This window comes from Streptomyces marispadix (genome assembly GCF_022524345.1).
Taxonomy (GTDB): domain Bacteria; phylum Actinomycetota; class Actinomycetes; order Streptomycetales; family Streptomycetaceae; genus Streptomyces; species Streptomyces marispadix.
Window position 1 is genome coordinate 4,978,204 of sequence record NZ_JAKWJU010000002.1, and the last position, 24,811, is coordinate 5,003,014.

General features: G+C 70.5%; 17 protein-coding genes and 1 pseudogene. 12 read left to right on the forward strand and 6 right to left on the reverse strand.

Annotated features, from left to right (window positions below):
* Positions 1-136 precede the first annotated feature (136 nt).
* Positions 137-2,919: pseudogene (locus MMA15_RS20910) on the forward strand (penicillin acylase family protein).
* Between the two features lie 85 nt (positions 2,920-3,004).
* On the opposite strand, the gene MMA15_RS20915 reads toward MMA15_RS20910, so the two are convergent.
* The gene (locus tag MMA15_RS20915; RefSeq protein ID WP_241061667.1) at positions 3,005-3,655 is read right to left on the reverse strand and encodes an N-acetylmuramoyl-L-alanine amidase; all 651 of its coding nucleotides are present in this window, start codon (positions 3,653-3,655) and stop codon (positions 3,005-3,007) included.
* Positions 3,656-3,737: 82 nt separating this feature from the next.
* On the opposite strand from MMA15_RS20915, the gene mnmA reads away from it, so the two are divergent.
* A complete protein-coding gene (gene mnmA, locus MMA15_RS20920; protein WP_241061668.1) occupies positions 3,738-4,928 on the forward strand; it encodes a tRNA 2-thiouridine(34) synthase MnmA in 1,191 nt (396 codons plus the stop codon).
* A gap of 335 nt (positions 4,929-5,263) precedes the next feature.
* Here the strand turns inward: mnmA and MMA15_RS20925 are convergent, their stop codons facing one another.
* Positions 5,264-6,277, reverse strand: coding sequence for a rod shape-determining protein (locus MMA15_RS20925; protein WP_241061669.1), 1,014 nt, complete (start codon positions 6,275-6,277; stop codon positions 5,264-5,266).
* A gap of 241 nt (positions 6,278-6,518) precedes the next feature.
* On the opposite strand from MMA15_RS20925, the gene MMA15_RS20930 reads away from it, so the two are divergent.
* On the forward strand, positions 6,519-8,246 hold the full coding sequence (locus tag MMA15_RS20930) for a glycine/sarcosine N-methyltransferase (RefSeq protein WP_443732557.1): 1,728 nt from the start codon (positions 6,519-6,521) through the stop codon (positions 8,244-8,246).
* A gap of 256 nt (positions 8,247-8,502) precedes the next feature.
* Here MMA15_RS20930 and MMA15_RS20935 read toward each other — a convergent pair whose 3' ends face one another.
* Complete coding sequence (locus MMA15_RS20935) at positions 8,503-9,291, reverse strand: potassium channel family protein (RefSeq protein ID WP_372498280.1); 789 nt, start codon at positions 9,289-9,291, stop codon at positions 8,503-8,505.
* Complete coding sequence (locus MMA15_RS28545) at positions 9,231-10,688, reverse strand: NAD-binding protein (RefSeq protein ID WP_372498281.1); 1,458 nt, start codon at positions 10,686-10,688, stop codon at positions 9,231-9,233. The genes MMA15_RS20935 and MMA15_RS28545 overlap by 61 nt, the downstream gene beginning before the upstream one ends.
* A 22-nt stretch (positions 10,689-10,710) precedes the next feature.
* Here MMA15_RS28545 and MMA15_RS20950 point away from each other — a divergent pair, with 22 nt between their 5' ends.
* Positions 10,711-11,235: an LOG family protein gene (locus tag MMA15_RS20950; RefSeq protein ID WP_505016620.1), complete on the forward strand. Its 525-nt coding sequence runs from the start codon at positions 10,711-10,713 to the stop codon at positions 11,233-11,235.
* Positions 11,236-11,302: 67 nt separating this feature from the next.
* Here the strand turns inward: MMA15_RS20950 and MMA15_RS20955 are convergent, their stop codons facing one another.
* Positions 11,303-12,094: an ABC transporter permease gene (locus MMA15_RS20955; RefSeq protein WP_241063336.1), complete on the reverse strand. Its 792-nt coding sequence runs from the start codon at positions 12,092-12,094 to the stop codon at positions 11,303-11,305.
* Between the two features lie 108 nt (positions 12,095-12,202).
* Positions 12,203-13,438, reverse strand: a complete 1,236-nt coding sequence (locus tag MMA15_RS20960) for an ATP-binding cassette domain-containing protein (protein WP_241061672.1) — start codon at positions 13,436-13,438, stop codon at positions 12,203-12,205.
* 143 nt (positions 13,439-13,581) lie between these two features.
* Between MMA15_RS20960 and MMA15_RS20965 the strand changes: the two genes are divergently transcribed.
* The 8 genes from MMA15_RS20965 (at position 13,582) to gatB (ending at position 24,420) form a co-directional block, all read left to right on the forward strand.
* Positions 13,582-14,271: an SDR family oxidoreductase gene (locus tag MMA15_RS20965; protein ID WP_241061673.1), complete on the forward strand. Its 690-nt coding sequence runs from the start codon at positions 13,582-13,584 to the stop codon at positions 14,269-14,271.
* The gene (locus MMA15_RS20970) at positions 14,268-15,353 is read left to right on the forward strand and encodes a methionine synthase (RefSeq protein ID WP_277400440.1); all 1,086 of its coding nucleotides are present in this window, start codon (positions 14,268-14,270) and stop codon (positions 15,351-15,353) included. The genes MMA15_RS20965 and MMA15_RS20970 overlap by 4 nt, the downstream gene beginning before the upstream one ends.
* Before the next feature lie 14 nt (positions 15,354-15,367).
* Complete coding sequence (gene ligA / locus MMA15_RS20975) at positions 15,368-17,608, forward strand: NAD-dependent DNA ligase LigA (protein WP_308290571.1); 2,241 nt, start codon at positions 15,368-15,370, stop codon at positions 17,606-17,608.
* Between the two features lie 257 nt (positions 17,609-17,865).
* On the forward strand, positions 17,866-20,154 hold the full coding sequence (locus tag MMA15_RS20980; RefSeq protein ID WP_241061674.1) for a putative bifunctional diguanylate cyclase/phosphodiesterase: 2,289 nt from the start codon (positions 17,866-17,868) through the stop codon (positions 20,152-20,154).
* Between the two features lie 707 nt (positions 20,155-20,861).
* Entirely contained in the window at positions 20,862-21,158 is a 297-nt protein-coding gene (gatC, locus tag MMA15_RS20985) for an Asp-tRNA(Asn)/Glu-tRNA(Gln) amidotransferase subunit GatC (protein ID WP_241061675.1), read from the forward strand.
* Between the two features lie 3 nt (positions 21,159-21,161).
* Entirely contained in the window at positions 21,162-22,655 is a 1,494-nt protein-coding gene (gene gatA / locus MMA15_RS20990) for an Asp-tRNA(Asn)/Glu-tRNA(Gln) amidotransferase subunit GatA (protein WP_241061676.1), read from the forward strand.
* Complete coding sequence (locus tag MMA15_RS20995; protein ID WP_241061677.1) at positions 22,652-22,897, forward strand: hypothetical protein; 246 nt, start codon at positions 22,652-22,654, stop codon at positions 22,895-22,897. Before gatA ends, MMA15_RS20995 begins: the two co-directional genes overlap by 4 nt.
* Positions 22,898-22,911: 14 nt before the next feature.
* Positions 22,912-24,420, forward strand: coding sequence for an Asp-tRNA(Asn)/Glu-tRNA(Gln) amidotransferase subunit GatB (gatB, locus tag MMA15_RS21000; protein WP_241061678.1), 1,509 nt, complete (start codon positions 22,912-22,914; stop codon positions 24,418-24,420).
* Positions 24,421-24,811: the final 391 nt, after the last annotated feature.

The following is a 24,811-nucleotide window of genomic DNA, read 5'->3' on the forward strand; positions in this document are numbered from 1 at the left end:
ACAACGGTCCGGCCCTCTACCCAGGGGTAGTAACGAGGGTTAACGTTCGTCGCACGCTGCCGCATCTCACCCCCCACAGGAGATTCCGGTGATCAACTCCCGTGCTTCGTACGGAACATGGCGCACCTCGAAGAAGCTGCGCCGCTCGGTGGTCGCCGTCGTGGCGGCCGCCCTCCTCGCCCCGCTCGTGGGCACCTCACCGGCCCAGGCCGCCCCCGCCGACCCCTGCCAGGGCCAGTGCCGCGACATCCTCCCCGCAGGCGAGAACGGCCACGCGACTCTCGCGGCCATCCTGCTGCACAAGGCCATCGGCACCCGCCCGAAGCACTCCGCCGACCAACTCGACCCGTACGCCAAGCTGTTGCACGAATACTCCGGCCTCAGCGACGACAAGCTGGGCGAGTACTTCAACGACGCCTCCTTCGGAGTGCCCGAGGACGAGGTCGAGTCCGTCAAGTCGCCGCGTTCCGACGTCACCATCACCCGCGACAAGGCCACCGGCACGCCGCACATCAAGGGCACGACCCGTGCGGGCACCGAGTTCGGCGCCGGATACGCCGCCGACCAGGACCGGTTGTGGCTGATCGACGTGCTGCGGCACGTCGGGCGCGGCGAGTTGTCGTCCTTCGCGGGCGGCGCCGAGGGCAACCGCGAGCTGGAACAGAGCCTTTGGGCCGTGGCCCCGTACACGGAGAAGGACCTGGAGCGTCAGGTCGAGCGGATACGGAAGTCGGGTGCGCGGGGTGCCCAGGCGTACGAGGACATCCAGAACTACGTCGGCGGTCTCAACGCCTATATCGACGACACCGTGGGCGCCCTGAACTACCCCGGCGAGTACGTACTGACCGGCCACGGCTCGAAGATCGACGACTTCAAGGTCACGGACGTCGTCGCGATCGCCTCCGTCATCGGCGCCATCTTCGGCAACGGAGGCGGCGGCGAGGTCGGCAACGCCCTTGCCAGGCTGGCGTTCCAGAAGCAGTACGGCAAGGCGGAGGGCGCGAAGGCGTACACGGCGTGGCGCGGCCAGAACGACGCGGGGGCCACAACCACCGTGCACGGCAAGGAGTTTCCGTACGCGCAGTCCCCGAAGGACCCGCGCGGAGTCGCCACTCCCGAGGGCGGATCGGTCGAAGCCTACGACCACTCGCAGAACGAAGAGGGCGGCGAGGGCGTCAAGGGAGCGGCCAAGGGCTCAGCCGAGGGGAAGACGAAGGGCGGCAGCAAGGGCGGGACCAACGGGGCGGGCGTGCTGCCCGGCGACCTCATCAGCGGCAAGAAGGGCATGTCCAACGCCCTGGTGGTCTCCGGCAAGCACACCGCGTCCGGCAACCCCGTGGCCGTCTTCGGACCGCAGACCGGCTACTACTCGCCCCAGATCATGATGGTGCAGGAGCTGGACGGCCCCGGACTGCGCTCACGCGGCGCCTCCTTCCCCGGACTCAGCTTCTACGTCGAACTCGGCCGCGGACTCGACTACTCCTGGAGCGCCACCTCGGCGGGCCAGGACATCACCGACACCTTCGCCGTCGAACTCTGCGAGCCGTCCGGCGCGAAGCCCACGACCGCGTCGCGGAGCTATCTGCTGCACGGCGAGTGCACCCCGTTCGACAGGCTCACCAGGCACAACGAGTGGAAGCCCACCCTCGCGGACGGCACCAAGGCCGGCTCGTACGACGTGGTGACGCTGCGCTCGGCCTACGGTCTGGTCAGCCACACCGGGAAGGTGGACGGCAAGCCGGTCGCCTTCACGGCGCTGCGCTCCACGTACCACCACGACGCCGACTCGGTGATCGGCTTCCAGAAGTTCAACGACCCGTCGGCCATCACGTCCGCGCGCAGCTTCCAGCGGGCGGCGAGGGACATCGGCTACACCTTCAACTGGTTCTACGCGGACGCCGAGGACACCGCGTACTTCAACTCCGGCACCAATCCGGTGCGTTCGAAGAACACCGACCCCGACCAGCCGATCAGGGCAGGCAAGTCCTACGAGTGGAAGGACTGGGACCCGCAGGCCAACACCTCGGCGGTCACGCCTCCTTCGCAGCATCCGCAGTCCGTCGGCCAGGGCTACTTCGTCAACTGGAACAACAAGCAGGCGAAGGGCTACACCTCGGCGGGCTGGGGCGAAGGGCCCGTGCACCGGGGCGACCTGCTCGACTCCAGAGTCGCCTCCCTGGTGGGGAAGGGCTCCGTGACCCGTACGAAGCTCGTGCAGGCCATGGAGGAGGCGGCGGGCGCCGACCTGCGCGCCGAGAAGGTGCTGCCCGAAGTCCTCGACGTCATCGGCTCGTCGGAGGTCACCGACCCCGAACTGGCCCGTACGGTCAAGGAGTTGCGCGCCTGGGTGGAGTCGGGCTCGCAGCGCCGCGAGGCCGCACAGGACGCCGGTACGTATGAACACGCCGAAGCCATAAGGGTGCTGGACGCCTGGTGGCCGCTGCTGGTGAAGGGCGAGTTCGAACCGGGACTCGGCGAGGGGCTGTACAAGTCGCTCACCTCGATCGCGCCGGTCAACGAGTCGCCGTCCGGCGGCCAGAACGGCGACGGCGACGGCGGCGGAGGAGTGGGCGCTACCAGCCGCACAAGGGCTCGGCGCTTCAGCACGGCTGGTGGTCGTTCGTGCAGAAGGATCTGCGAAGCGTGCAGGGCGAGGACGTCGCGTCGCCCCTCGACAGGCCCTACTGCGGCGGCGGTTCACTCGCCAAGTGCCGGAAGATGCTGCTGGCGACGCTCGCCGAGGCCGCCGCGACCCCGGCGGAGGAGATCTATCCCGGCGACAAGGAGTGCGACGCGGGCGACCAGGTGTGCGCCGACTCGATCGTGCACCGTGCGATGGGCGGCATCACGGTGCCCCGGATCGCCTGGCAGAACCGGCCCACCTATCAGCAGGTGGTGGAGTTCCCCTCCCGCCGCTGAGGAGGGCCGGCGAGCAGACGATCGGCGGGCGGACGCGCGGCGCCGGATCACGAGGTCCGGCGCCGCGTGCACCCGCGGCTGCGCCTTACGCCTTGCCGGAGCCCGCCCGCGCCTGACGCACGTATGCCATATAGCGCTTCCAGTCCCAGTGCGGCCCCGGGTCCGTGTGGTCCGCGCCGGGCACCTCGTTGTGCCCGACTATGTGCCCCCGGTCGACGGGGATGCCGTAGCGCTCGCATATCCGGGCCGTGAGGCGTGCGGACGAGCGGTACATCTCCTCCGTGAAGTTCCCGGGACGGTCCACGAACCCCTCGTGCTCGATGCCGATGCTGCGCTCGTTGTAGCCGCGGTTCCCCGCGTGGTAGGCGACGTCCAGCTCCCGCACCATCTGCACCGTCCGCCCGTCCTCGGCCCGTACCAGGTAGTGCGCCGCGGCCTCGTGCAGCGGGTCGCGGAAGACCTTCACGGCCGTACGGAAGTCGCTCTCGGTCACATGGATCACGACGCGGTCGATGACGTAGTCGGCGGGCCGGTCCGCGAAGCGGAGGTTCGCCTCCGAGGCGGCGATCCAGCGCACTCCCGGCTGGTCGACCTCCCCCTCCTTGCGCTGCTTGTCGACCCCCGGCACCCGCCACCACAGGCGCGACGCCGTGTCCCAGTTGAGGGCGGCGGCCGTGGCCAGCGCCACGCCGCTGCCGCCGCCGATGAGCAGAGCGCGCCGAGAGACCGGTTCCATGACTGTGCAAACGCGTGCGGGCGCCGTCCCGGTTCCGCTCGCTTACGGGGATGAGGCCCGCTGCGTCTACTCTGGACGGGTTATGACTGACGCTTCCAGCAGCCCACGCTCCGGCGCCGCCCCCAGGCTTCGCGTGCTCGCCGCCATGTCCGGCGGCGTGGACTCCGCGGTCGCCGCCGCCCGCGCCGCCGAGGCGGGCCACGACGTGACGGGGGTGCATCTGGCCCTCTCCGAGAACCCGAAGTCGTTCCGTACGGGCGCACGGGGCTGCTGCACGATCGAGGACTCCCGCGACGCGCGCCGCGCCGCCGACGTCATCGGCATCCCCTTCTACGTCTGGGACCTGGCCGAGCGCTTCCGCGAGGACGTCGTCGAGGACTTCGTCGCCGAGTACGAGGCGGGCCGCACGCCCAACCCGTGCCTGCGCTGCAACGAGAAGATCAAGTTCGCCGCGCTGCTGGACAAGGCGCTCGCCCTGGGCTTCGACGCGGTGTGCACGGGCCACTACGCGACGATCGTCACCCGCGACGACGGCACCCGCGAACTCCACCGCGCCAGCGACGTGGCCAAGGACCAGAGCTATGTGCTCGGAGTGCTGGACGAACGCCAGCTCGCGCACGCCATGTTCCCCCTCGGCGACACGCTCACCAGCAAGGACGAGATCCGCGAGGAGGCCGAGCGGCGCGGACTGGCGGTCGCGAAGAAGCCCGACAGCCACGACATCTGCTTCATCGCCGACGGCGACACCCAGGGCTTCCTCGCGGGCCGCCTCGGCACCTCCGAGGGCGACATCCTCGACGAGGACGGCCGGAAGCTCGGCACCCACGAGGGTGCCTACGGCTTCACCATCGGCCAGCGCAAGGGCTTGCGGATCGGCCACCCCGCGCCGGACGGCAAGCCGCGCTACGTACTGGACATCTCGCCGGCCGACAACACCGTCACCGTAGGCCCGGCCGCCTCCCTCGACGTGGAGGGCCTGACGGCCGTCAGGCCGCGCTGGTGCGGTGCTCCGCCGGACGGCCCCGGCAGATACACCGCCCAACTCCGCGCACACGGCGGCGAGACGGAGGTCACCGCCGAACCGTCCGCGGACGGCGACGAGTTGAGGGTCCGCTTCACCGAACCGGTGCGGGGCGTCGCCCCCGGCCAGGCGATCGTGCTCTACGACGGAGACCGCGTGATCGGCTCGGCGACGATCGCCACGACGGAACGGGCACGGGTGGGGGCGCACTCCGGGCCGGACGCTCTGGGGAAGGGCGGCGAACCGGCCTGAGCGGACGCGAGTTCACCACTGTGCGCAGAGCGGACGCGAGTTCACCACCGTGTGTCCCTACGGTCCCGCACGGCACCATCGGCCCGCACCGCACCGCACCGCAGTTGTGCGGGACCCCGTCGCGCCCCGCCAAGCCCCGCGCCGTCGCGCCCCGCCAAGCCCCGCACTGCCAAGCTCCCTTCGGCGGCAGTCGCCCCGCTCCCGTCCGCTGCGACGCATGAGCCGTAAGCGGTGACCGTAGAGCCGTACGAATGGGCGGGCATCCCGGGCAGAACGCGCTTGCCCCGCAAGTGAGTTGAGCGGCTCACGGTGACGGCGCCGGACGCGCCCACGGGCTACGCCCCGTGCACCGTACCGCTGAAGACCTTCTCCAGCTTGTCGAACTCCTCCAGGCAGCGCCCCGTGCCCACCGCCACGCAACTCAGCGGCTCCTCCGCGACGTACACCGGCATGCCCGACTCCTTCGCCAGCCGCTCGTCCAGGCCGTGCAGCAGTGCGCCGCCGCCGGTGAGGACGATGCCGCGCTCCATGATGTCGCCGTAGAGCTCGGGCGGGCAGGCGTCGAACGCGGTGCGCACCGCGTCGACGATCGCCGCGACCGGCTTCTCCGTCGCCTCGCGGATCGCCTCCTCGCTCAGCTCCACCGTCTTGGGCATGCCGGTCTCCTTGTCCCGGCCGCGTACCGGCGTCGGGACGCCGCTGCCGAGCGACATCTTGACGTCCTCGGCGGTGCGTTCACCGACCCCTATGGCGAAGTTCTGCTCGATGTACGAGGCGATCGCCGCGTCCAGGGCGTCGCCGGCGACGCGGGCGGAGTGCGTGACGACCGTGCCTCCCAGGGAGATGATCGCCACCTCCGTGCTGCCGCCGCCGATGTCGACGACCATCGAGCCGCGCGCCTCGTGCACCGGAAGTCCGGCGCCGATCGCGGCGGCCATCGGCTCCTCGATGAGGTGCACGGAACGCGCCCCGGCGCGCGCAGCGGTCTGAAGGACCGCCCGCCGCTCGACTCCCGTGACACCGCTCGGCACGCATACGACGACCCGCGGCCCTCTGCCGCGCCCCACTTTCGCCGCTCTGATGAAATGCCGCAGCATTCCCTCGGTCGCTTCGAAATCGGTGATGACCCCGCCCTTGAGGGGGCGTGTGGCGGTGATGGAGCCCGGAGTACGGCCCACTGCCTCTTTCGCTTCGGTGCCCACGGCGAGCACCTTTCCGGTCCGCGACTCGACCGCTACGACGGACGGTTCGTTGAGGATGATGCCGCGTCCGCGTGCGTACACCAGCGTGTTGGCGGTGCCAAGGTCTATGCCGATGTCACGCGTGCTGAACGAGGTGCTCTTTGCCATGTGTGCTCGCGGTGTTCGTTCTTGGGGGTTCGGTGCAGGGTGTGCCGAATTGTCGTGCTGGGCTTGCAGCATACCCAACTGTCCTGGTTTAGGGGCAAGTCGGCCTCCGGAAACCTGAGATCGCAAAGACGCTGGTGGGAGTGCGGTTCACGCTCGAACAAGGAGCCGACCGTTCGGTTCGGTGGCATAGACCCGGGCGAGGGTGGATAGCTATGCGCTGGAGTCCGAGCGCGCGGTGCCCGTGACTGAAGCCTTGGCGTCCCGGGTCGGCCGCGCCGTAGGCCACCCTCTCAGCAATCGGAGGTACCCCATTACCGCGCGACCGACGCAGGAATTCGGAGAGAACCCTGTCGACGTCCGGGACACCGGGCACTACACGGAGGAATACGTCCCGAGCTTCGTCGACAAATGGGACTCTCTCATTGACTGGGAAAAGCGCTCACAGAGTGAGGGCAATTTCTTCATAGACCTGCTGCGCAAGCGGGGCGTGAAGAGCGTGCTCGACGTCGCCACGGGAACCGGGTTCCACTCGGTGCGACTGCTCGAGGCAGGATTCGACGCCGTCAGTGCGGACGGCAGTGCCGACATGCTGTCGAAGGCATTCAAGAACGGAATGGAGAACGGAAGTCACATACTCCGCGTCGTCCAGGCGGACTGGCGATGGCTCAACAGGGACGTGCACGGCGAGTACGACGCCATCGTCTGTCTCGGCAACTCCTTCACGCACCTGTTCTCGGAGCGCGACCGCCGCAAGGCGCTGGCCGAGTTCTACGCGATGCTGAAGCACGACGGCGTGCTCATCCTGGACCAGCGCAACTACGACGCGATGCTGGACCGCGGATTCTCCAGCAAGCACACGTACTACTACTGCGGCGAGGACGTCGCGGTCGAACCGGAGTATCTGGACGAGGGGTTGTGCCGCATGCGGTACAACTTCCCCGACAACTCCGTGTACCACCTCAACATGTTCCCGCTGCGCAAGGATTACACGCGGCTCATGTCCGAGGTGGGATTCCAGCACATCGAGACCTACGGCGACTTCCAGCACACCTACCGTGAGGAACAGCCGGACTTCTTTGTGCATGTCGCGGAGAAGGAGTACCGCATGGACGAGGAGGGCGAGGGCGCCTACTCGGCCGCCGTGAGCACCGCCCGCACGTACTACAACTCGTCCGACGCGGACGAGTTCTACGCCTCCGTGTGGGGCGGCGAGGACATCCACATCGGCCTCTACGAGAGCGACGAGGAGCCCATCGCCGACGCCAGCCGCCGCACGGTGCAGCGCATGGCCGAAAAGCTCGACCTGAACGATTCTTCAGTCGTGCTGGACCTCGGCGCGGGCTTCGGCGGTTCCGCGCGCTACGTGGCCGAGACGTACGGGTGCCGCGTGATCGCGCTCAACCTCAGCGAGGTCGAGAACGAGCGCAACCGCGAACTCAACGCGCAGCGCGGGCTGACGGACAAGATCGAGGTGGTGGACGGCTCGTTCGAGACCATTCCCTACCCCGACGACAGTGTGGACGTCGTCTGGTCGCAGGACGCGTTCCTGCACAGCGGCAACCGCACACGGGTGCTTGAGGAGGTCGCACGGGTGCTGCGCCCGGGCGGTCAGCTCGTGTTCACCGACCCGATGGCCGCCGACGGCACTTCGACTGCCGTACTGAAGCCGATTCTGGAGCGCATCCATCTCGACACGATGGGCTCGCCCGGCTTCTACCGGCGTGAACTCGCCCGGCTCGGGTTCAGTGCGGCAAGCAGCGGAGGTTTCGAGGAGCACCGCGAACAGCTCGTCAATCACTACGGGCGTGTGCTTCAGGAGACCGAGCGGCAGGAAGCCGAAGGGGTCAACGGACTTGCGGGGAAGGTGAGTTCGGAATACCTCACGAACATGAAGAAGGGCCTCGGACACTGGGTCAACGGCGGCAAGGAACGTCAACTCACCTGGGGAATCTTCCACTTCAGGCTCTGATTCCAGGTCGAGAAACGATTTTGCTGCTTGTTCCCGCCCCTTGTACGGGGGCGGGACACGGTCCCCCTGGCACGTTCGGGGGGACCCCCCAAGGGGCCGGGCCAGTGCATAGGTACGCATCAGGTGCATAGGCGCGGGCTCGGTGACCCGGCGCGTACTCCGGGACCGGGCGCGTACCCGGGACCCGGCACGTGACTGAGGGCCCGGCGCATCAGGGCCTTGCGCGTCGACCGGCTGCGGCAGGCCGCCGTCGGCGTCAGGGGAAGCGCGGTTCGGGCAGGCGCAGCTCCCCGGTGCCCGGGATGCGCGGCCTGTCGCTCTCGGGACCGGCCGCGAGCAGCCTGCTGAGTCCGCGCCTGGTGGCGGCGACGACGACGCGGTCGCCTGCCTGGAGCACGTACCCGGGGTGCAGACGCCACTCCAACTCGCCCTCGCCCGTGGACGTCACGGACGACAGGTCATGCTGCCGTTCGCCCTCGGAGGCGGTGTCCAGGGCGACCACCCGCCATGCCTCGGTCTGGAAGGCACGCTCGACCGTACGGCCCTCCAGCAGAGGGTTGCCCCGTACTTCGACGGCGGCGAAGACCAGCACCCTGCGGCCCACCGAGATCGCGCCCAGCACCTGCCGTCCCATCATCGCCCCGGCGAACGCCGGAGCTGCGAGGGCGGAGACGCTTCGGCTGTGGGTCTGGGCGGCGGGGTAGGTGTCGCGGAGCGTGCGGTAGACCGTGGTGGCGAAGGCGTCGTCGAACAGCCGCATCACGACGCGCAGTTCGGGCTTGATCTGCCGCGCGTTGAGCGAGGCCTCCAGATTGATGCCGTCGTTGCTGGTGAGGGCGAGCAGCGCGCGGCTGCGCTTGATCTTGGCGTCCTCCAGCACACCGTCGTCCGTCACATCGGCGATCAAGGTGGGGACCCGCCGTCTGCGGGCGAGGGCGATGCCGCGTGCCTCGTCGTTCTGCTCGATGCACACGACGGGGATGTTCAGCTCCAGCAGCCGCTCCAGCACATGCTTGCCGACCTTGCCGAGGCCGACGAGCACCACATGGCCGCCGAGGCCGCGCGGGGAGTGGGCAGTGCCGCGGCCCTGCGGAACGAGCCGTAGCTCTCCAGGACGACCGCGAGCAGCAGCGGCAGGAGCATCATCCCCGCGAGCCCCGCGAGGAGTTGGAGGATCTGCTCGCCCGCGGGCTCGTGCAGATTGGGCTCGTTGATGGCGAAGATGTCCAGGAGCGTCACATAGGCCGCGTGGAGCGGGGAGTCCCGGCTGATCAGCCAGTTCACGGTGGCGAGGGCGAGCACCAGGCCCGTCATGGCCAGCAGCGAGTAGCGCAGCCTGCGCGAGAACAACCGCTTGACCGCGGTCATCCTCGGGAACCTCGGGGCACGGGCACCTGCGGCGCGGCTGGCTCTGCGGGTGATGGCCTCCAGCACGACCGCCTCGCGCTCGGGCGGCAGCCCCCTCAAGTCCTCCTCGTCCGGGAGCAGTACGGGGCCTCGGCTCGCGGGGACGCGGCGACGGGCGGTGCGGGCGTGAGCGGTGCGGGCATGGGCGGTGCCGGGGTGGGCGGAGGCGCGTGCGTCAGGGGCTGTCTCCGTGCGGCTTCCACCGGAACCGGCGCTCCCGTCGGCTTCGGCGCTCCCGTCGCCGCCGTGCCCTCCGTCGCCGCGCTCCGAGCGCTCCCCGCCGACTGCGCCCTCCCCGGCGTCTGTGCCCTCCCCGGCGTCTGCCGCGTCCCCTTCGCCGGTCCCCTCGTCGTCCTCGTTGTCGTCGGAGGCGCCCTCGCCGTGCTCGGTGTCCCCTGTCGCGGGCATCAAGGCGAGCGTGCACAGCGGGTTCCGGCGGTCGACGGTGCGCAGGGTGCGTTCCTTCGCACGCAGCAGCAGCCCGTCCGCGTAGAGCACCTTGGCGCTGCCGACCACGGCAGCCGCCACGATCGAGGGCGCGGCCGTGTCGGAGTCGGAGAGCACCGTCGTCGTGGCGTCCGTCGCGGCGTCGCCCGTGCCGCCGCCACCGGAACGCGGATTGTTCAAGCGGGCGGCCCTGTCCAGCAGGTCGGCGAGATACTGCCCCAGATTTCCGTTGAACATCCGGATGACCAGGCGCACTCGGGGATTGATCCTGCGGGCGCGCAGAGCGATGGAGATGTTGAGCTGGTCGTCGCCCGAGGTGAGCGCGAGCGCGCTGGCGCGCTCGATCCCGGCCCGTACGAGCGCGTCGTCGTCGGGCACCCGCGCCTCGACCGTCTCCACCGACAGCCCGCGCCTGTCCAGCAGTCCGGCGATCTGCGGGCCGTGGCTTCCGCCGCGCAGCGACGGCAGTACGACGGTGACGTGCTGCCCGTAGACCGTGGCCAGCTCTCTGGTGACCCGCTGAGCGAGAGCGTTGTCACCGCAGACCACCATGTGCCCGCGCAGGCCGCGGCCTAGGCTGCTGTCCATGGTCTCCAAGGACAGTTCCCCCTTGAACGTCTGCGTCTTCTGCTCGGCGGCCGAACTCGGCCCCGTATACACGGAGTCGGCCCGCGAGTTCGCCGAGCTTATCGGCCGCCGGGGACATTCCCTGGTGTGGGGCGGATCGGACGTCGGCCTCATGAAGGTGGTCGCCGACGGTGTACAGGGCGCCGGCGGACGGCTGGTGGGCGTCTCCGTGGAGTTCTTGCAGAGCAAGGCGCGTGCCGACGCGGACGAGATGCTCGTCACCGCGAATCTCGCCGAACGCAAGGCCCAACTCCTCGCCCGTGCCGATGCGTTCGTGATCATGGTGGGCGGCACCGGGACCCTCGACGAGGCCACCGAGATCCTGGAGCTGAAGAAGCACGGGCTGCACGCCAAGCCCGTCGTGCTGCTGAACACCGCCGGCTACTACGACGGTCTGCGCGAGCAGCTCCACCGCATGGAGGCCGAGGGTTTCCTGCCGTTGCCGCTGTCCGAACTGGTCGCCTTCGCCGACGACGGGGCGAGCGCGCTGCGGCTGCTGGAGAGTTGAGACCGGAGGGGCGAGACGGGAGGGCGGGGCCAGGGCCGGGTCTCGATCGCCCCGCCCGCCGCCTCGTTCATCTGCGGTTGTACAGCCGCATCGTGAGCGTCCCGAACACCGCGGCCAGCACGGCCGCCGCCGTCAGCGTCCAGCCGATCTCGGCACCGATCCAGCGTCCCTCCATCAACCCCCGTACGGCCGCGACGAGATGGGTCACCGGATTGACGTCGACGAACGCCTGCAACCACCCCGGCATCGTGCGGGGCTCGACGAGGATGTTGCTGAGGAAGGTCAGCGGGAAGAGCACCATCATGCTGACGCCCATCACCGACTTCTCCGTGCGCAGCAGCAGCCCGAACATCGTCCACAGCCAGGAGAAGGCGAAGGAGAACACCACCAGCAGCGCGATCCCGGCCAGCACCCCGGGCAGTCCGCCCGCCGGACGGAAGCCGAGCGCCAGGCCCACGCCCAGGATCACCGCGGAGGCCGTGGTGTAGCGGAAGGCGTCGCCGAGGAGATAGCCGACCATCGGCGCGGGACGCCAGATCGGCAGCGTACGGAAACGGTCGAACACCCCTTTGTCGATATCGGTGTTGACCGCGACGCCCGTGTACATGGTGGTCATCACGACGCTCATCACCATGATCCCCGGCAGTAGGTACTGGAGGTACTCGCCCGTCGAGCCCGCCAGCGCACCGCCGAAGAGATACGTGAACATCAGCGTCATCATGATCGGGAACGCCGTGACGTCGAAGAGCTGCTCCGGCACGTGCTTGATCTTCAGCATCGCCCGCCAACCGAACGTCACGCACACCGACAGCGCGCCCGGACGAGGCGGCCGGGTCCCGGCGAGCACCGCCGCGGGCAGTACGGGCGGGGGCGCGGCGGTGCGCCTGGCGCCAGCCGGCCGTGCGGGGAGCCGGAGTCCGGGGCCGGGCGGAGGCCGTGCGCACGCCGTCGCTCGTCGTGCCGTCGTTCATGCCGTCTCCTCCGCCGGGGCCGTGTGAGCGTCGGCGGGCGCCGAACTCGCAGCGTTCTCCGTGCCGTCGGGGCCGTCCGCCGTGCCGGGTACGTCCGCCGTGCCGGGTACGTCCGGCTCGGCGGCTTCGCCCGTGGCACGGTGATCGGTGAGGGCGAGGAAGACCTCGTCCAGGCTGGGCTGGCCCAGCGAGAAGTGGTCGACGGTGATCCCGGCACGCGCGAGTTCGGCCAGCGCCAGCGCGGCCTGACCGGTGGCACGGCCCTCGTCCCCGTCCCCGTCCCCGTTCCCCGGCACGCGGGCCGTCAGCGCCACCGGGTCGCTCTCCGGCTCGACCCGGGCGGCCAGCGCCCGCGAGAGCACCCTGCGCGCGTCGTCTCGCTGCCCGGCGTCCCGCAGCCGCATGTGCAGCGAGCCCGCACCGACGGACGACTTCAACTGCCCCGGTGTGCCTTCCGCGATGACCCTGCCGTGGTCGACGACGGCGATACGGTCTGCCAGCCGGTCGGCCTCGTCCAGGTACTGCGTGGTCAGCAGCACCGTCGTGCCCTGCGCGACGACCGCCCGCACGATGTCCCACACCTGGCTGCGGCTCCTGGGATCGAGGCCCGTCGTCGGCTCGTCGAGGAAGAGCAGATCGGGTGTGCCGAGGATGCTCGCCGCGATGTCGATTCGCCGCCGCATCCCGCCCGAGTAGTGCTTGACCTGCCGCTTCGCGGCCTCCGTGAGCCCGAACGCCTCCAGCAGCCGCGCTGCGCGCCCGCGTGCGTCGGCCTTGGAGTGGCCGAGCAGACGCCCCAGCAGTACGAGGTTCTCCGTACCGGTCAAGTCCTCGTCCACGGAGGCGTATTGACCGGTGAGGCTGACCCTTGCCCGTACGGCTGACGGCTCACGCAGCACGTCGTGCCCGAAGACCCGCGCCTGCCCGGCGTCCGGGCGCAGCAGCGTGGCCAGCATCCGCACGGTGGTCGTCTTGCCCGCGCCGTTGGGGCCGAGCACCCCGTAGACCGAACCGGCCGGGACGCACAGGTCGATGCCGTCCACCGCGCGGTTGCCGCCGAAGACCTTCACCAGACCGTGCGTCTCGACCGCGGGTGCGTCCGTACCGGGGCGGGCGCGTGGCGCACGGACCGCAGAGATGTCCGTCTCCGTGCCCCCGTCGCTCGCGTCGGTACCGGTCCCAGTGTCCGCGCCGTTGCCCGTGTCCGCGCCCGTGTCCGTCCTCGCCGGCATCGCTGCTCCCTCGTACGAACCTGTGCGGACGGCCCCACGCGGGCGCCGCCCGGCTCACAGCGGTCAGACCGGGGGCCGTGGGGAAACTCATCGGTCCGCCACCGGGGTCATGGCGCGTGCCGCGGCTGGGAGACGATGGGGGCATGGCAACGCATCTGATCACCGGCGCCGGTTCCGGCATCGGCGCCGCCGTCACCCGGCGGCTCCTCGAACGCGGCGACGAACTGTGGCTGCTGGCGCGCGACGCCGGCCGAGCGAAGGAGCTGCGGCAGCGCTTCGAGGGCGCCCGTACGGTCGTGGGCGACCTGGGAGTGCCGGAGCGGCTTTCCTGGGCACTGGGCCAGCAGGAGCTGCCCGGCGAGCTGGACTCCCTTCAGCACATCGCCGGCGTGGTCGAGTTGGGCGAAGTAGGGGAACTCAGCGCGAGGGTCTGGAACCAGACCCTCGCCGCGAACCTCGTCTCGCCCGTGGAGCTGACGCGGCTGCTGCTGCCGCAGCTGCGTCTGGCCCGCGGCCACGTCCTCTTCGTCAACTCCGGCGCGGGCCTGCGCGCCAACCCGCAGTGGTCGGCGTACGCGGCGAGCAAGCACGGCCTGAAGGCCCTGGCGGACTCGCTGCGCGCCGAGGAGAGCGGCAACGGCGTCAGGGTCACCTCCGTCTACCCCGGGCGTACCGCCACGCCCATGCAGGAGAAGGTGCATCGCCAGGAGGGCAAGGAGTACGACCCCGGGCGCTGGATGCCCGCCGAGGCCGTCGCCACGACGCTGCTCACCGCGCTGGACATGCCGCGCGGCGCGGAGGTCACCGATCTGACCGTGAAGCCGGGCGCATGAGCGCGGGGGAGGTCGAGGACACGGGGGGCGCCTCGGTGCGGGAAGATCGCCCCGTGTGGGGGACGGGCGCCGCCACCGGCGTCGGATCGATGCCGGGCGAGGACGCGCGGGAGGCGGCACGCACCGTCACCGGCACGCTGGAGGCGTTCCCGTTCCTCCCGGAGCTGCCCGCACGCGGGCCCGGCGCCGACATGACCGGACGCACCATCGGGCTGCTCGTAGAGCTGTACGCCCATCTCGAACCCAGCGGCTGGCGGATCAGCGACCGGCCCGGGCGCGACACCCGCCGTGCGCGGTCGTGGCTGGGCGAAGACCTCGACGCGCTGGAGGAGTTCACGCAGGGCGACACCTGGGGCGAGGACGCCGGACGGCGTGCGCTGAAGCTCTCCGCGGTCGGACCGTGGACGCTCGCCGCCAGCCTGGAGCGGCGCAACGGAGAGGCCGTACTCGGCGACTCGGGCGCCTGCCGTGACGTGACCGCGTCGCTCACCGAGGGCCTGCTGGCGCATATCGCGGACGTGCGGCGCAGGGTGCCCGGCGTGCGCCCGGTGCTCCAGCTCGACGAGCCGATGCTGACCGCGGTCCTGCTGGGCCGGGTGCCGACCGCGAGCGGCTACCGCAGCCATGGCGCCGTCGACCGCGCGGTGGCCGAGGGGGCCCTGCGGGAGGTCGTCGGCGCGTGCGCGGCGCAGCGGGTGCCCGTCGTCGTGCACTCCTGCGCGCCAGGACCGCCTTTCGCGCTGCTGCGCCGCGCGGGCGTCGCCGGTGTCTCCTTCGACGCGGCCCTGCTCACCGAGCGTGAGGACGAAGCGGTCGGCGAGGCCGTCGAGGGCGGGACTGTGCTCTTCGCGGGAGTGGTACCGGGGGACCGGCCGCCGTCGGCGGGATTGTCGGACCCTGCCGGTAGCGTCGGTGGTGTCAGGGCGCTGTGGCGCAGGCTCGGGCTGTCCCCGGCCCTCCTCACGGAGTCGGTCGTGGTCACCCCTGCCTGCGGTATGGCGGGAGCCTCGCCCGCGTATGCGCGAGCGGCACTCGACCACTGCGTCCGGGCGGCGAGATCCCTCGCCGACGACCCTGAGTGACGGGAGACGAGACGGTGGCCGGCAAAGAGCAGACGGCGAAGCCCGCGGCAGCGAACTCGACTGCGGCCTCGAAAGCAGCCTCGAAGGGGAAGTCCACAGCGCCCGCCGACGCACGCGAGCGGCATCGGCGTCTGTCGGAGCAGATCGAGGAGCACCGCTTCCGGTACTACGTGAGGGACGCCCCGGTCGTCAGCGACGCCGAGTTCGACCGGCTGCTGCGGGAGCTGGAGGCGCTGGAGGCCGAGCACCCGGATCTGGTCACCCCCGACTCGCCGACGCAGAAGGTCTCGGGGCGGTACGAGACGGAGTTCACGGAGGTCGCCCACCGCGAGCGCATGCTCTCGCTCGACAACGCCTTCGACGACGAGGAGCTGGCCGAGTGGGCCGAGCGGATCGCCCGCGAACTGGAGGGCGTGGAGCACCACTTCCTGTGCGAGCTGAAGATCGACGGCCTCGCGGTCAATCTGACGTACGAGCACGGCAGGCTGACCCGCGCTGCCACCCGCGGCGACGGGCGTACGGGCGAGGACATCACGCCCAACGTGCGGACCATCGACGACATCCCGGAGCGGCTCGGCGGCGAGCGCGTCCCGGAGCTGGTCGAGGTGCGCGGCGAGGTCTTCTTCCCGATGGAGCGCTTCGAGGAGCTGAACGCCCGTCTGGTGGAGGCAGGGGACAAGCCGTTCGCCAACCCCCGTAACGCGGCGGCCGGTTCGCTGCGCCAGAAGGACCCGAAGGTGACGGCCACGCGTCCGCTGCACATGGTGGTGCACGGCATCGGCGCCAGCGACGGCCTCGACGTCGGCAGGCTCAGCGAGGCGTACGGGCTGCTGCGCGAGTGGGGCCTGCCCACCTCGGACCATACGAAGGTGGTCGAAGGGCTCGCAGGCGTAAGGGAGTTCATCGCCCACTACGGCGAGCACCGCCACTCGGTGGCGCACGAGATCGACGGCGTCGTGGTGAAGCTGGACGAGGTGCGGCTCCAGGGCCGCCTGGGCTCCACGTCGCGTGCGCCGCGCTGGGCGATCGCGTGGAAGTACGCACCGGAGGAGGTCAACACCAAGCTGGTCGACATCCGCGTCGGCGTCGGCCGCACGGGGCGGGTCACTCCGTATGCGGTGGTCGAGCCGGTGACCGTCGCGGGCTCGGAGGTCGAGTTCGCCACGTTGCACAATCAGGAGGTCGTGCGCGCCAAGGGCGTCCTCATCGGGGACACGGTCGTGCTGCGCAAGGCGGGCGATGTGATCCCGGAGATCCTCGGGCCGGTCGCGGATCTGCGGGACGGCAGCGAGCGCGAGTTCGAGATGCCCGAGCACTGCCCCGACTGCGGCACGGCGCTGCGCCCCATGAAGGAGGGCGACATCGATCTGCGCTGCCCCAACGCCCGTTCCTGTCCTGCCCAGTTGAGGGAGCGGCTGTTCTATCTCGCCGGGCGCAAGAGCCTCGACATCGAGCACTTCGGCTATGTGGTGGCCACGGCGCTGACGCAGCCCCTGGAGCCTGCCGAACCCCCGCTGAAGGACGAGGGCGGCCTCTTCGACCTGAGAGTCGAGGATCTGCTCCCCATCAAGTCCTATGTCCTGGACCCGGACACCGGGCTGCCCAAGAGCGACCCGGAGACGGGCGAGGAGAAGGTGGTCACCCTCTTCGCCAACCAGAAGGGCGAGCCCCGCAAGAACACCCTGTCGATGCTGGAGAACATCGAGGCCGCCAAGGAGCGTCCCCTCGCCCGGATCATCACCGGCCTGTCGATCCGTCATGTGGGGCCGGTCGCCGCGGAGGCGCTGGCGCGGGGGTTCCGCTCCCTGGACCGGATCGCCGAGGCGGACGAGGAGGAGCTGGCGGCGACGGAGGGCGTGGGGCCGACGATCGCCGCCTCACTCAAGGCATGGTTCGCGGAGGACTGGCACCGCGAGATCGTCGAACGGTGGCGCGCGGCAGGCGTACGGATGGAGGAGGAGGGCTCGGCCGAGTCGGGTCCGCGCCCCCTGGAGGGGATCACCGTGGTGGTCACCGGGACGCTGGCGACGCTCACCCGGGACGCCGCGAAGGAGGCGCTCCAGGAGCGCGGTGCGAAAGTGACCGGATCCGTTTCGAAGAAGACCGGCTTCGTGGTGGTGGGGGAGAGTCCTGGGTCCAAATACGACAAGGCCGTCCAGTTGGAGGTGCCTATTTTGGACGATGACGGTCTCGCCGTTCTTCTGGAGCAAGGCCCGGACGCCGCACGCGAAGTGGCCGAAAAGCATCCCGAATAGGGCACTGAGGACTCGTCAAGTCATCGCAGTTTTCCCACTGTTGTGTGCCCGTCACAGGTGTCCCAGGCGTTTGCGCCCGGGTATGCACTCAGAAGCCGCACTGTCATCGGCAGTTGTGCGTGAACGGGGCCGGATCAGCCGGGTCGTACACAGCCAACCCGGGCCGATCGCTGCCCTGGAGGCGGTGTGCGGCCTACTGTTGATGTGTGTGCCTGGTTTGGGGAAGCAGGCACGGACGGTACGGCGGAGGGACGGGCATGCAGGAAATTCCTGGGGGCCACGGCCCCCCGCACTCCAGCCTGCCCGACGGCACGAGCGGGAGTACGGGGTCCACGGCCGGAGCGGAGGACGCGCCGTGGGTACAGCGCCTGGCGGCGCTGCGAGTGCCCGGACTTCCACTACTCGTCGTCGTCGGGGCGGGAATCGTTCTCGGCACATGCGTCTTCCGCGTGGTGACGGACGGCAGAGCGCTCTTCCCGGACGCGGTCACGGGCTGGTCGCTGGCGGTGCTGACCGGCGTGATCGTCGGTCATCTCGTCGCGCTCGGCCGTGACCGCTGGTGGAGCGGCACCGGCTCGGGCGCCGCGCTCACCCTGGCGATCCTCCTGCTCTACGGGTGGGCGCCCGCGGTGGTGGTGAGCCTCGCCGTCGTGGTGCTGGTGGGTGCGGTACGCCGTCACCGCTGGCGGCAGGCGGTCGTCCAGGGCGCCGTCGACATCCTCGGCATCGGGGCCGCGGCGCTGTCGCTGGCAGCCGTGGGCGTGCACCCGTCGGTCGCGCATCCCTGGCGGCCCGCCGACTGGGGCTACTTGGCGCTGCCCGAGGTCGTCATGGCGGCCTTCGCCTATCTGCTGGTCACCCGCCTCCTGCTGTGGTTCTCCCACGTTCCGCACAAGACCGGGCTGCCCACCGCGCTGCGCAGGGCCTTGCTGCGCCAGGGCCTCGTCGCCATCGCGTTGCTGGGCATATCACCGCTGATCACGGTGGTGGCCGCGTACCGGCCGATACTGCTCCCGCTGTTCGCGGTGCCGCTCATCGCTCTGGACTCCACGCTGTGGATCGCCCGCGTACGCGCCGAGGAGGCGCTGCGCGACCCGCTCACGGGACTTCCCAACAGGCAGTGGCTGCTGGAGCGCACCTGGACCGCGCTGGACGAGGCGGACCGTACCGAGGCCCGCTCCGCACTCGTCCTCATCGACCTCGACCGCTTCCGCTCCGTCAACGACACGCTCGGCCATCTCGCGGGCGACAGGCTGCTGTTGAAGATCGCGGAGCGGCTGCGCGCGGAGCTGCCGCGCGGAGCGGAGGCCGCCAGGCTCGGTGGCGACGAGTTCGCCGTGCTGCTGCCGCTGGCCGACTCCACCACCAGCGCGATGCGCGCCGCGCGCACCCTTGTGTCCGCGCTCGGTTCGCCGCTCGACCTGGACGGGCTGACCCTGGTGCTGGAGGCGAGCGCGGGCGTCGCGGTCTTCCCTGAGCACGCCCGCGAGGCCGAGGGCCTGCTGCGCCGGGCGGACGTGGCGATGTACGAGGCCAAGCGCGACCGTACGGGCGTGGAGGTCTACGAGGCCACGCGCGACGAGAACACCCCCGACCGGCTCGGCCTGCTGGCCGATCTGCGCCGCGCCCTCGACGCCGGCGAGGTCGAGCTGCACTACCAGCCGAAGGTCGGATTCGACGGCGTCGTGGCGGGACTTGAGGCGCTGGTGCGATGGGTGCACCCGGAGCGGGGACGTGTCCCTCCGGACGAGTTCATCGCGATCGCCGAGACGTCGGGGCTGATGCCACGGCTCACCGAGTACGTGCTGGAGACGGCCCTCGCGCAGGTCTCCCGCTGGCGCTCGGACGGGCTGACGGTGCCCGTCGCCGTGAACGTCTCGCCCCGCGACGTCCACGCGCCCGGCTTCGCGGGCGCCGTGGCGGGACGTCTCGCACGGCACGGAGTCCCCGCAGGCGCCCTCCAGTTGGAGATCACCGAGCACGTACTGCTGGAGGACCCGCACCGTGCGGCCGACACCCTGGCGGCGCTGGCAGGGCACGGCGTGAAGATGTCGCTCGACGACTTCGGCACCGGCTACTCCTCGCTCGTACATCTGCGGCGGCTGCCGGTGAGCGAGCTGAAGATCGACCGCTCCTTCGTGGCGCGGCTCGCGGTGGACGCGGAGGACGCGGAGATCGTGCGCTGCACCGTCGATCTGGCCCATTCCCTGGGCTTGTTGGTGGTGGCCGAGGGCGTGGAGGACGACGAGACCTGGGAGCGGCTGCGGGACCTGGGCTGCGACGCGGTCCAGGGATGGCTCGTGGCGGCCGCGATGCCGCCGGACGAGACGACGGCGTGGCTGCGGGCGCGCGACGGGGTTCCGCACTCCCTGGAGCGCGCCCGTCCGCGACCTCAACTGGAGTGCGGGCCTTCGGCGTCGACCGCCGGCTCGACCCGCTCGCACCCGGGCTCCACGGGCGGCTCCCAGCACTCCACGGGCGGGCCCTCCAAACCGACCCAGTCCCATGACGCGAACCGGCCGACGGGGTGGCAGCCGGTGCAGTAACGGCCTTGCGGCCGTGGTGCGACGTGGGGCGGGTGCGACGTGAAGCGGGCGGCGTCCGCCCCCGGTGCGTATGGCGCCGGGGGCGCTTATGGAGCGGTTCGGGTGCGCTTCGGGTGCGTGCGTGGTGCCGGGTGCGGGCCGCTACGGCGGCGGCACCGGGACGGCACGATTTTCGCCCGCGGCCCCACGGAGCCCGGAAGTGACCGCACGCTGCCGGGACGCAAATCGCGCTGAGTGTCCCGGAACCACCGCCTCCACGTCCCGCCCCCTCCTGCCCGCCGGCTGCTCTCCCCATCCGGCCCCACGGGCCGGTGTATCAGCGCCGCCGATGTCGGCCGGGTGCAACGCCCCCTCGCCGACGTGCAGTTGGTGCTGAGCGGGACGGCGTCGGGCACTGCGGGAAAGACGCGGGACGGCGGGAGGGGCGGGTCGTGTAGGCGTGCGTGTCCGGACACTCAAGCGTGATTTGCGGGCCACTCCCCGTGCGGTTCGAGGCCGGTATCCGTAAGTGTGGGCCGTAAATCATGCCGTCCGGACATGTGCGCCGGAACGGCCCGCCCCGCACCCGCCACGTACGGAACGCGCACACGTCGCCGTACCCCGGCGCCCATCGCGCCCACCGCCGAAAACCACCGGCGGCACGAGCCCGGTCGCGGGAGCCATAGGATTGGGGCGGAAAATCCAACACTCACCCAGAGGACCGCTGCATGCCTGGCATCTCGCGCGAGGAGGTCGCCCACCTCGCCCGGCTGGCGCGCCTGGAGCTGAAGGACGAAGAGCTGGATCACTTCGCCGGTCAGCTCGACGACATCATCGGTGCTGTCGCCACCGTCTCAGACGTCGCCAACGAGGACGTACCGCCGACCTCCCACCCGCTGCCGCTCACCAACGTCATGCGCCCGGACGTCGTCCGTCCCGGCCTGACGCCCGAGCAGGCGCTCTCGGGCGCCCCCGCGCAGGAACAGCAGCGATTCAAGGTGCCGCAGATCCTGGGGGAGGACTGAGCGATGGCCGATCTGACCAGACTGACCGCGGCCGAGACCGCGGAGAGGATCGCGAGCGGCGACGTCACCGCCGTTGAGGTCGCCGAGGCGCATCTCGCCCGTATCGACGCCGTCGACGAGAAGGTGCACGCCTTCCTGCACGTCGACCGCGAGGGCGCGCTCGCCAAGGCCCGCGAGGTCGACGAGAAGCGTGCACGCGGCGAGCGGCTCGGCCCGCTGGCCGGCGTGCCGGTCGCGGTGAAGGACCTGTTCACCACGGAGGGCGTGCCCACGACGGTGGGTTCGAAGATCCTGGAGGGCTGGATCCCGCCGTACGACGCGACGGTGGTGCGGAAGCTGAAGGAGGCGGACGTCGTCATCCTCGGCAAGACCAACATGGACGAGTTCGCCATGGGCTCCTCCACGGAGAACAGCGCGTACGGGCCGACCGGCAACCCCTGGGACCTCACCCGCATCCCGGGCGGCTCCGGAGGCGGCTCCTCCGCGGCGATCACCGCGTACGAGGCGCCGCTGGCGATCGGCACCGACACCGGTGGTTCCATCCGCCAGCCCGCCGCCGTCACCGGCACCGTGGGCGTGAAGCCGACCTACGGCGGTGTCTCCCGCTACGGCATGGTCGCCTTCTCCTCCTCCCTCGACCAGGCCGGGCCCTGTGCCCGCACGGTGCTCGACGCCGCGCTGCTGCACTCCGTCATCGGCGGCCACGACGAGCTGGACTCGACCTCCATCGACCAGCCCGTGCCGGACGTCGTCGCCGCCGCGCGCAACGGCGAGGTGTCGGGCCTGCGGGTCGGCGTCGTCAAGGAGTTCCGCGGCGAGGGCTACCAGGCGGGCGTGCTCCAGCGCGTCGACGAGACGGTGGAGCTGCTGCGGGAGCTGGGCGCCGAGGTCGTCGAGGTCTCCTGCCCGTCGTTCACCAAGGCGCTGGCCGCGTACTACCTGATCGCACCCTCGGAGTGCTCCTCCAACCTCGCCCGCTTCGACGCGATGCGCTACGGGCTGCGCGTGGGCGACGACGGCACGCACTCCGCGGAGGAGGTCACGGCGCTCACCCGTGAGGCCGGGTTCGGCGACGAGGTCAAGCGCCGCGTCATGCTCGGCACTTACGCACTCAGCTCCGGCTACTACGACGCGTACTACGGCTCGGCGCAGAAGGTGCGCACGCTCATCACCCGCGACTTCGAGCGCGCCTTCGCGGAGGTGGACGTCCTCGTCTCGCCCACGACGCCGACCACCGCGTTCCCCATCGGCGAGCGCGCCGACGACCCCATGGCCATGTATCTGGCCGACCTGTGCACCATCCCGTCCAACCTGGCCGGGAACGCCGCCATGTCCGTACCGTGCGGCCTGGCCGAGGAGGACGGCCTCCCGGTGGGGCTCCAGATCGTCGCTCCGGCCATGGCCGATGACCGTCTCTATCGTGTCGGTGCGGCCCTGGAAGCCGCCCACCAGGCACGTTGGGGACACCCGCTGCTCGAGGAGGCACCGTCGCTGTGAGTGGAAAGCTTCAGAAGGCCAAGGGGTTCAAGAAGTCCCGGACCGGGATGTACGTGTCCATCGCCGCCTCCCTCTTCGGGGCCGTAGGCACCATCAAGCGCGGCAGGGAGGCCCGTCGCGAGGGCGACACGCTCCAGTTGCTCGACGTCGCGGTGTCGGCGGCGGGCATCGTCACCGGTGTGGCGCTGCTCGTACGGGAGCTGCGGCGGCTCGACATCGACGATGTCCTCGCGGACGACTGAGAGGCGAAGTATCCGTGACCGTCACTGAACTGGTGCCGTACGAGGACGCGTTGGCCGCCTACGACCCCGTCATGGGGCTGGAGGTCCACGTCGAACTCGGCACCGCCACGAAGATGTTCTGCGGCTGCTCGACGACGCTCGGCGCGGACGCCAACAGCCAGACCTGCCCGACCTGTCTGGGTCTGCCCGGCGCGCTGCCGGTCGTCAACGCGACGGGCGTCGAGTCCGCCGTACGCATCGGTCTCGCGCTGAACTGCGAGATCGCGGAGTGGTGCCGCTTCGCGCGGAAGAACTACTTCTACCCGGACATGCCGAAGAACTTCCAGACCTCCCAGTACGACGAGCCGATCGCGTTCAACGGCTACCTCGACGTGCAGCTTGAGGACGGCGAGGTCTTCCGCGTGGAGATCGAGCGCGCCCACATGGAGGAGGACACCGGCAAGTCGACGCACATCGGCGGCGCCACGGGCCGCATCCACGGCGCCTCGCACTCGCTGCTCGACTACAACCGCGCCGGCATCCCGCTGATCGAGATCGTCACCAAGCCCATCGAGGGCGCGGGAGAGCGCGCACCCGAGGTCGCCAAGGCGTATGTGGCCGAACTGCGGGAGCTGATCAAGGCGTTGGGCGTCTCCGAGGCCCGCATGGAGATGGGCCAGATGCGCTGCGACGTCAACCTGTCGCTGCGCCCCAAGGGCGAGAGCGCCTTCGGCACACGCAGCGAGACGAAGAACGTCAACTCGCTGCGCAGCGTGGAGCGCGCGGCCCGGTTCGAGATCCAGCGGCACGCGGCGGTGCTGGACGCGGGCGAGAAGATCGTCCAGGAGACCCGGCACTTCCACGAGGACCAGGGCACGACGACCTCCGGCCGCGTCAAGGAGGAGGCGGAGGACTACCGCTACTTCCCCGAGCCGGACCTGGTGCCGGTCGCACCGTCCCGCGAGTGGGTCGAGGAGCTGCGGGCGGGGCTGCCCGAGCTGCCGCGGCTGCGCCGCAACCGGCTGCGGGAGGAGTGGGGCATCTCGCAGCACGAGATGCAGTCCGTGCTCAACGCCGGTGCCGTGGGGCTGATCGTCGCCACCGTCGACGCGGGCGCGCCCGCCGACCAGGCCCGTAAGTGGTGGATGGGCGAACTCGCCCGCCGCGCCAACGAGTCGGGCACCGATCTGGCGGATCTGCCCATCGGTCCCGAGGACGTCGCCCGGGTCTGTGAGCTGGTGCAGGAGGGCTCGCTCAACGACAAGCTCGCGCGGCAGACCATCGAGGGCGTGCTGGCGGGCGAGGGCACACCGGACGAGGTCGTGGAGAAGCGCGGACTGAAGGTCGTCTCCGACGAGGGCGCGCTCGGCGCGGCCGTGGACGAGGCGATCGCGGGCAACGCCGACATCGCGGAGAAGATCCGCGGTGGCAAGGTGCAGGCCGCGGGCGCGCTCGTGGGCGCGGTCATGAAGGCCACCCGGGGGCAGGCGGACGCCGCCCGTGTGCGTGAGCTGATCCTGGAGAAGCTCGGCGTCGAGGGCTGAGCGGCGGCTCCGCCCGGGGGCCCGGCGAAGAGTCGTCCAGGGCCCGGGGCGCGGGCGACGGCATCCGAAGGTGAGGGGCGGTCCACTGAGGGCCGCCCCTCACTCATGCTCGGGCGCCCCACCGCTTGTGTCCCGGGCGCTGCGCGGCCACGGTTCGGGCGCGCTGATTCGCGTTCGCACACGGTTCTGTGGATGTGCTGAGCGGGAGCACGTACGTGATGAGCTGCCGTGACGCCAAGCGCGGCGGCGCAATTGTGGTCATAGACACAAAGGTGGCAAAGGATCTTTCTCCGATGTCACGCTGCCAGAGCGGAACATCACAAGCGCATCACGATGTGCACGGTGCTCCGGATCGTCTGCCTCCCGCCCGCGCGTTCGGCACCGCGCGGAT

What these genes read in the sequence shown, in the direction of transcription:
- MMA15_RS20970 (WP_277400440.1), top strand. Translation starts at nt 14,268, where the DNA reads ATGAGCGCGGGGGAGGTCGAGGACACGGGGGGCGCCTCGGTGCGGGAA.
- gatA (WP_241061676.1), top strand. Translation starts at nt 21,162, where the DNA reads ATGGCCGATCTGACCAGACTGACCGCGGCCGAGACCGCGGAGAGGATC.
- MMA15_RS20915 (WP_241061667.1), bottom strand. Translation starts at nt 3,655, where the DNA reads ATGGAACCGGTCTCTCGGCGCGCTCTGCTCATCGGCGGCGGCAGCGGC.
- mnmA (WP_241061668.1), top strand. Translation starts at nt 3,738, where the DNA reads ATGACTGACGCTTCCAGCAGCCCACGCTCCGGCGCCGCCCCCAGGCTT.
- MMA15_RS20965 (WP_241061673.1), top strand. Translation starts at nt 13,582, where the DNA reads ATGGCAACGCATCTGATCACCGGCGCCGGTTCCGGCATCGGCGCCGCC.
- MMA15_RS20925 (WP_241061669.1), bottom strand. Translation starts at nt 6,277, where the DNA reads ATGGCAAAGAGCACCTCGTTCAGCACGCGTGACATCGGCATAGACCTT.
- MMA15_RS28545 (WP_372498281.1), bottom strand. Translation starts at nt 10,688, where the DNA reads ATGGACAGCAGCCTAGGCCGCGGCCTGCGCGGGCACATGGTGGTCTGC.
- MMA15_RS20960 (WP_241061672.1), bottom strand. Translation starts at nt 13,438, where the DNA reads ATGCCGGCGAGGACGGACACGGGCGCGGACACGGGCAACGGCGCGGAC.
- gatC (WP_241061675.1), top strand. Translation starts at nt 20,862, where the DNA reads ATGCCTGGCATCTCGCGCGAGGAGGTCGCCCACCTCGCCCGGCTGGCG.
- MMA15_RS20980 (WP_241061674.1), top strand. Translation starts at nt 17,866, where the DNA reads ATGCAGGAAATTCCTGGGGGCCACGGCCCCCCGCACTCCAGCCTGCCC.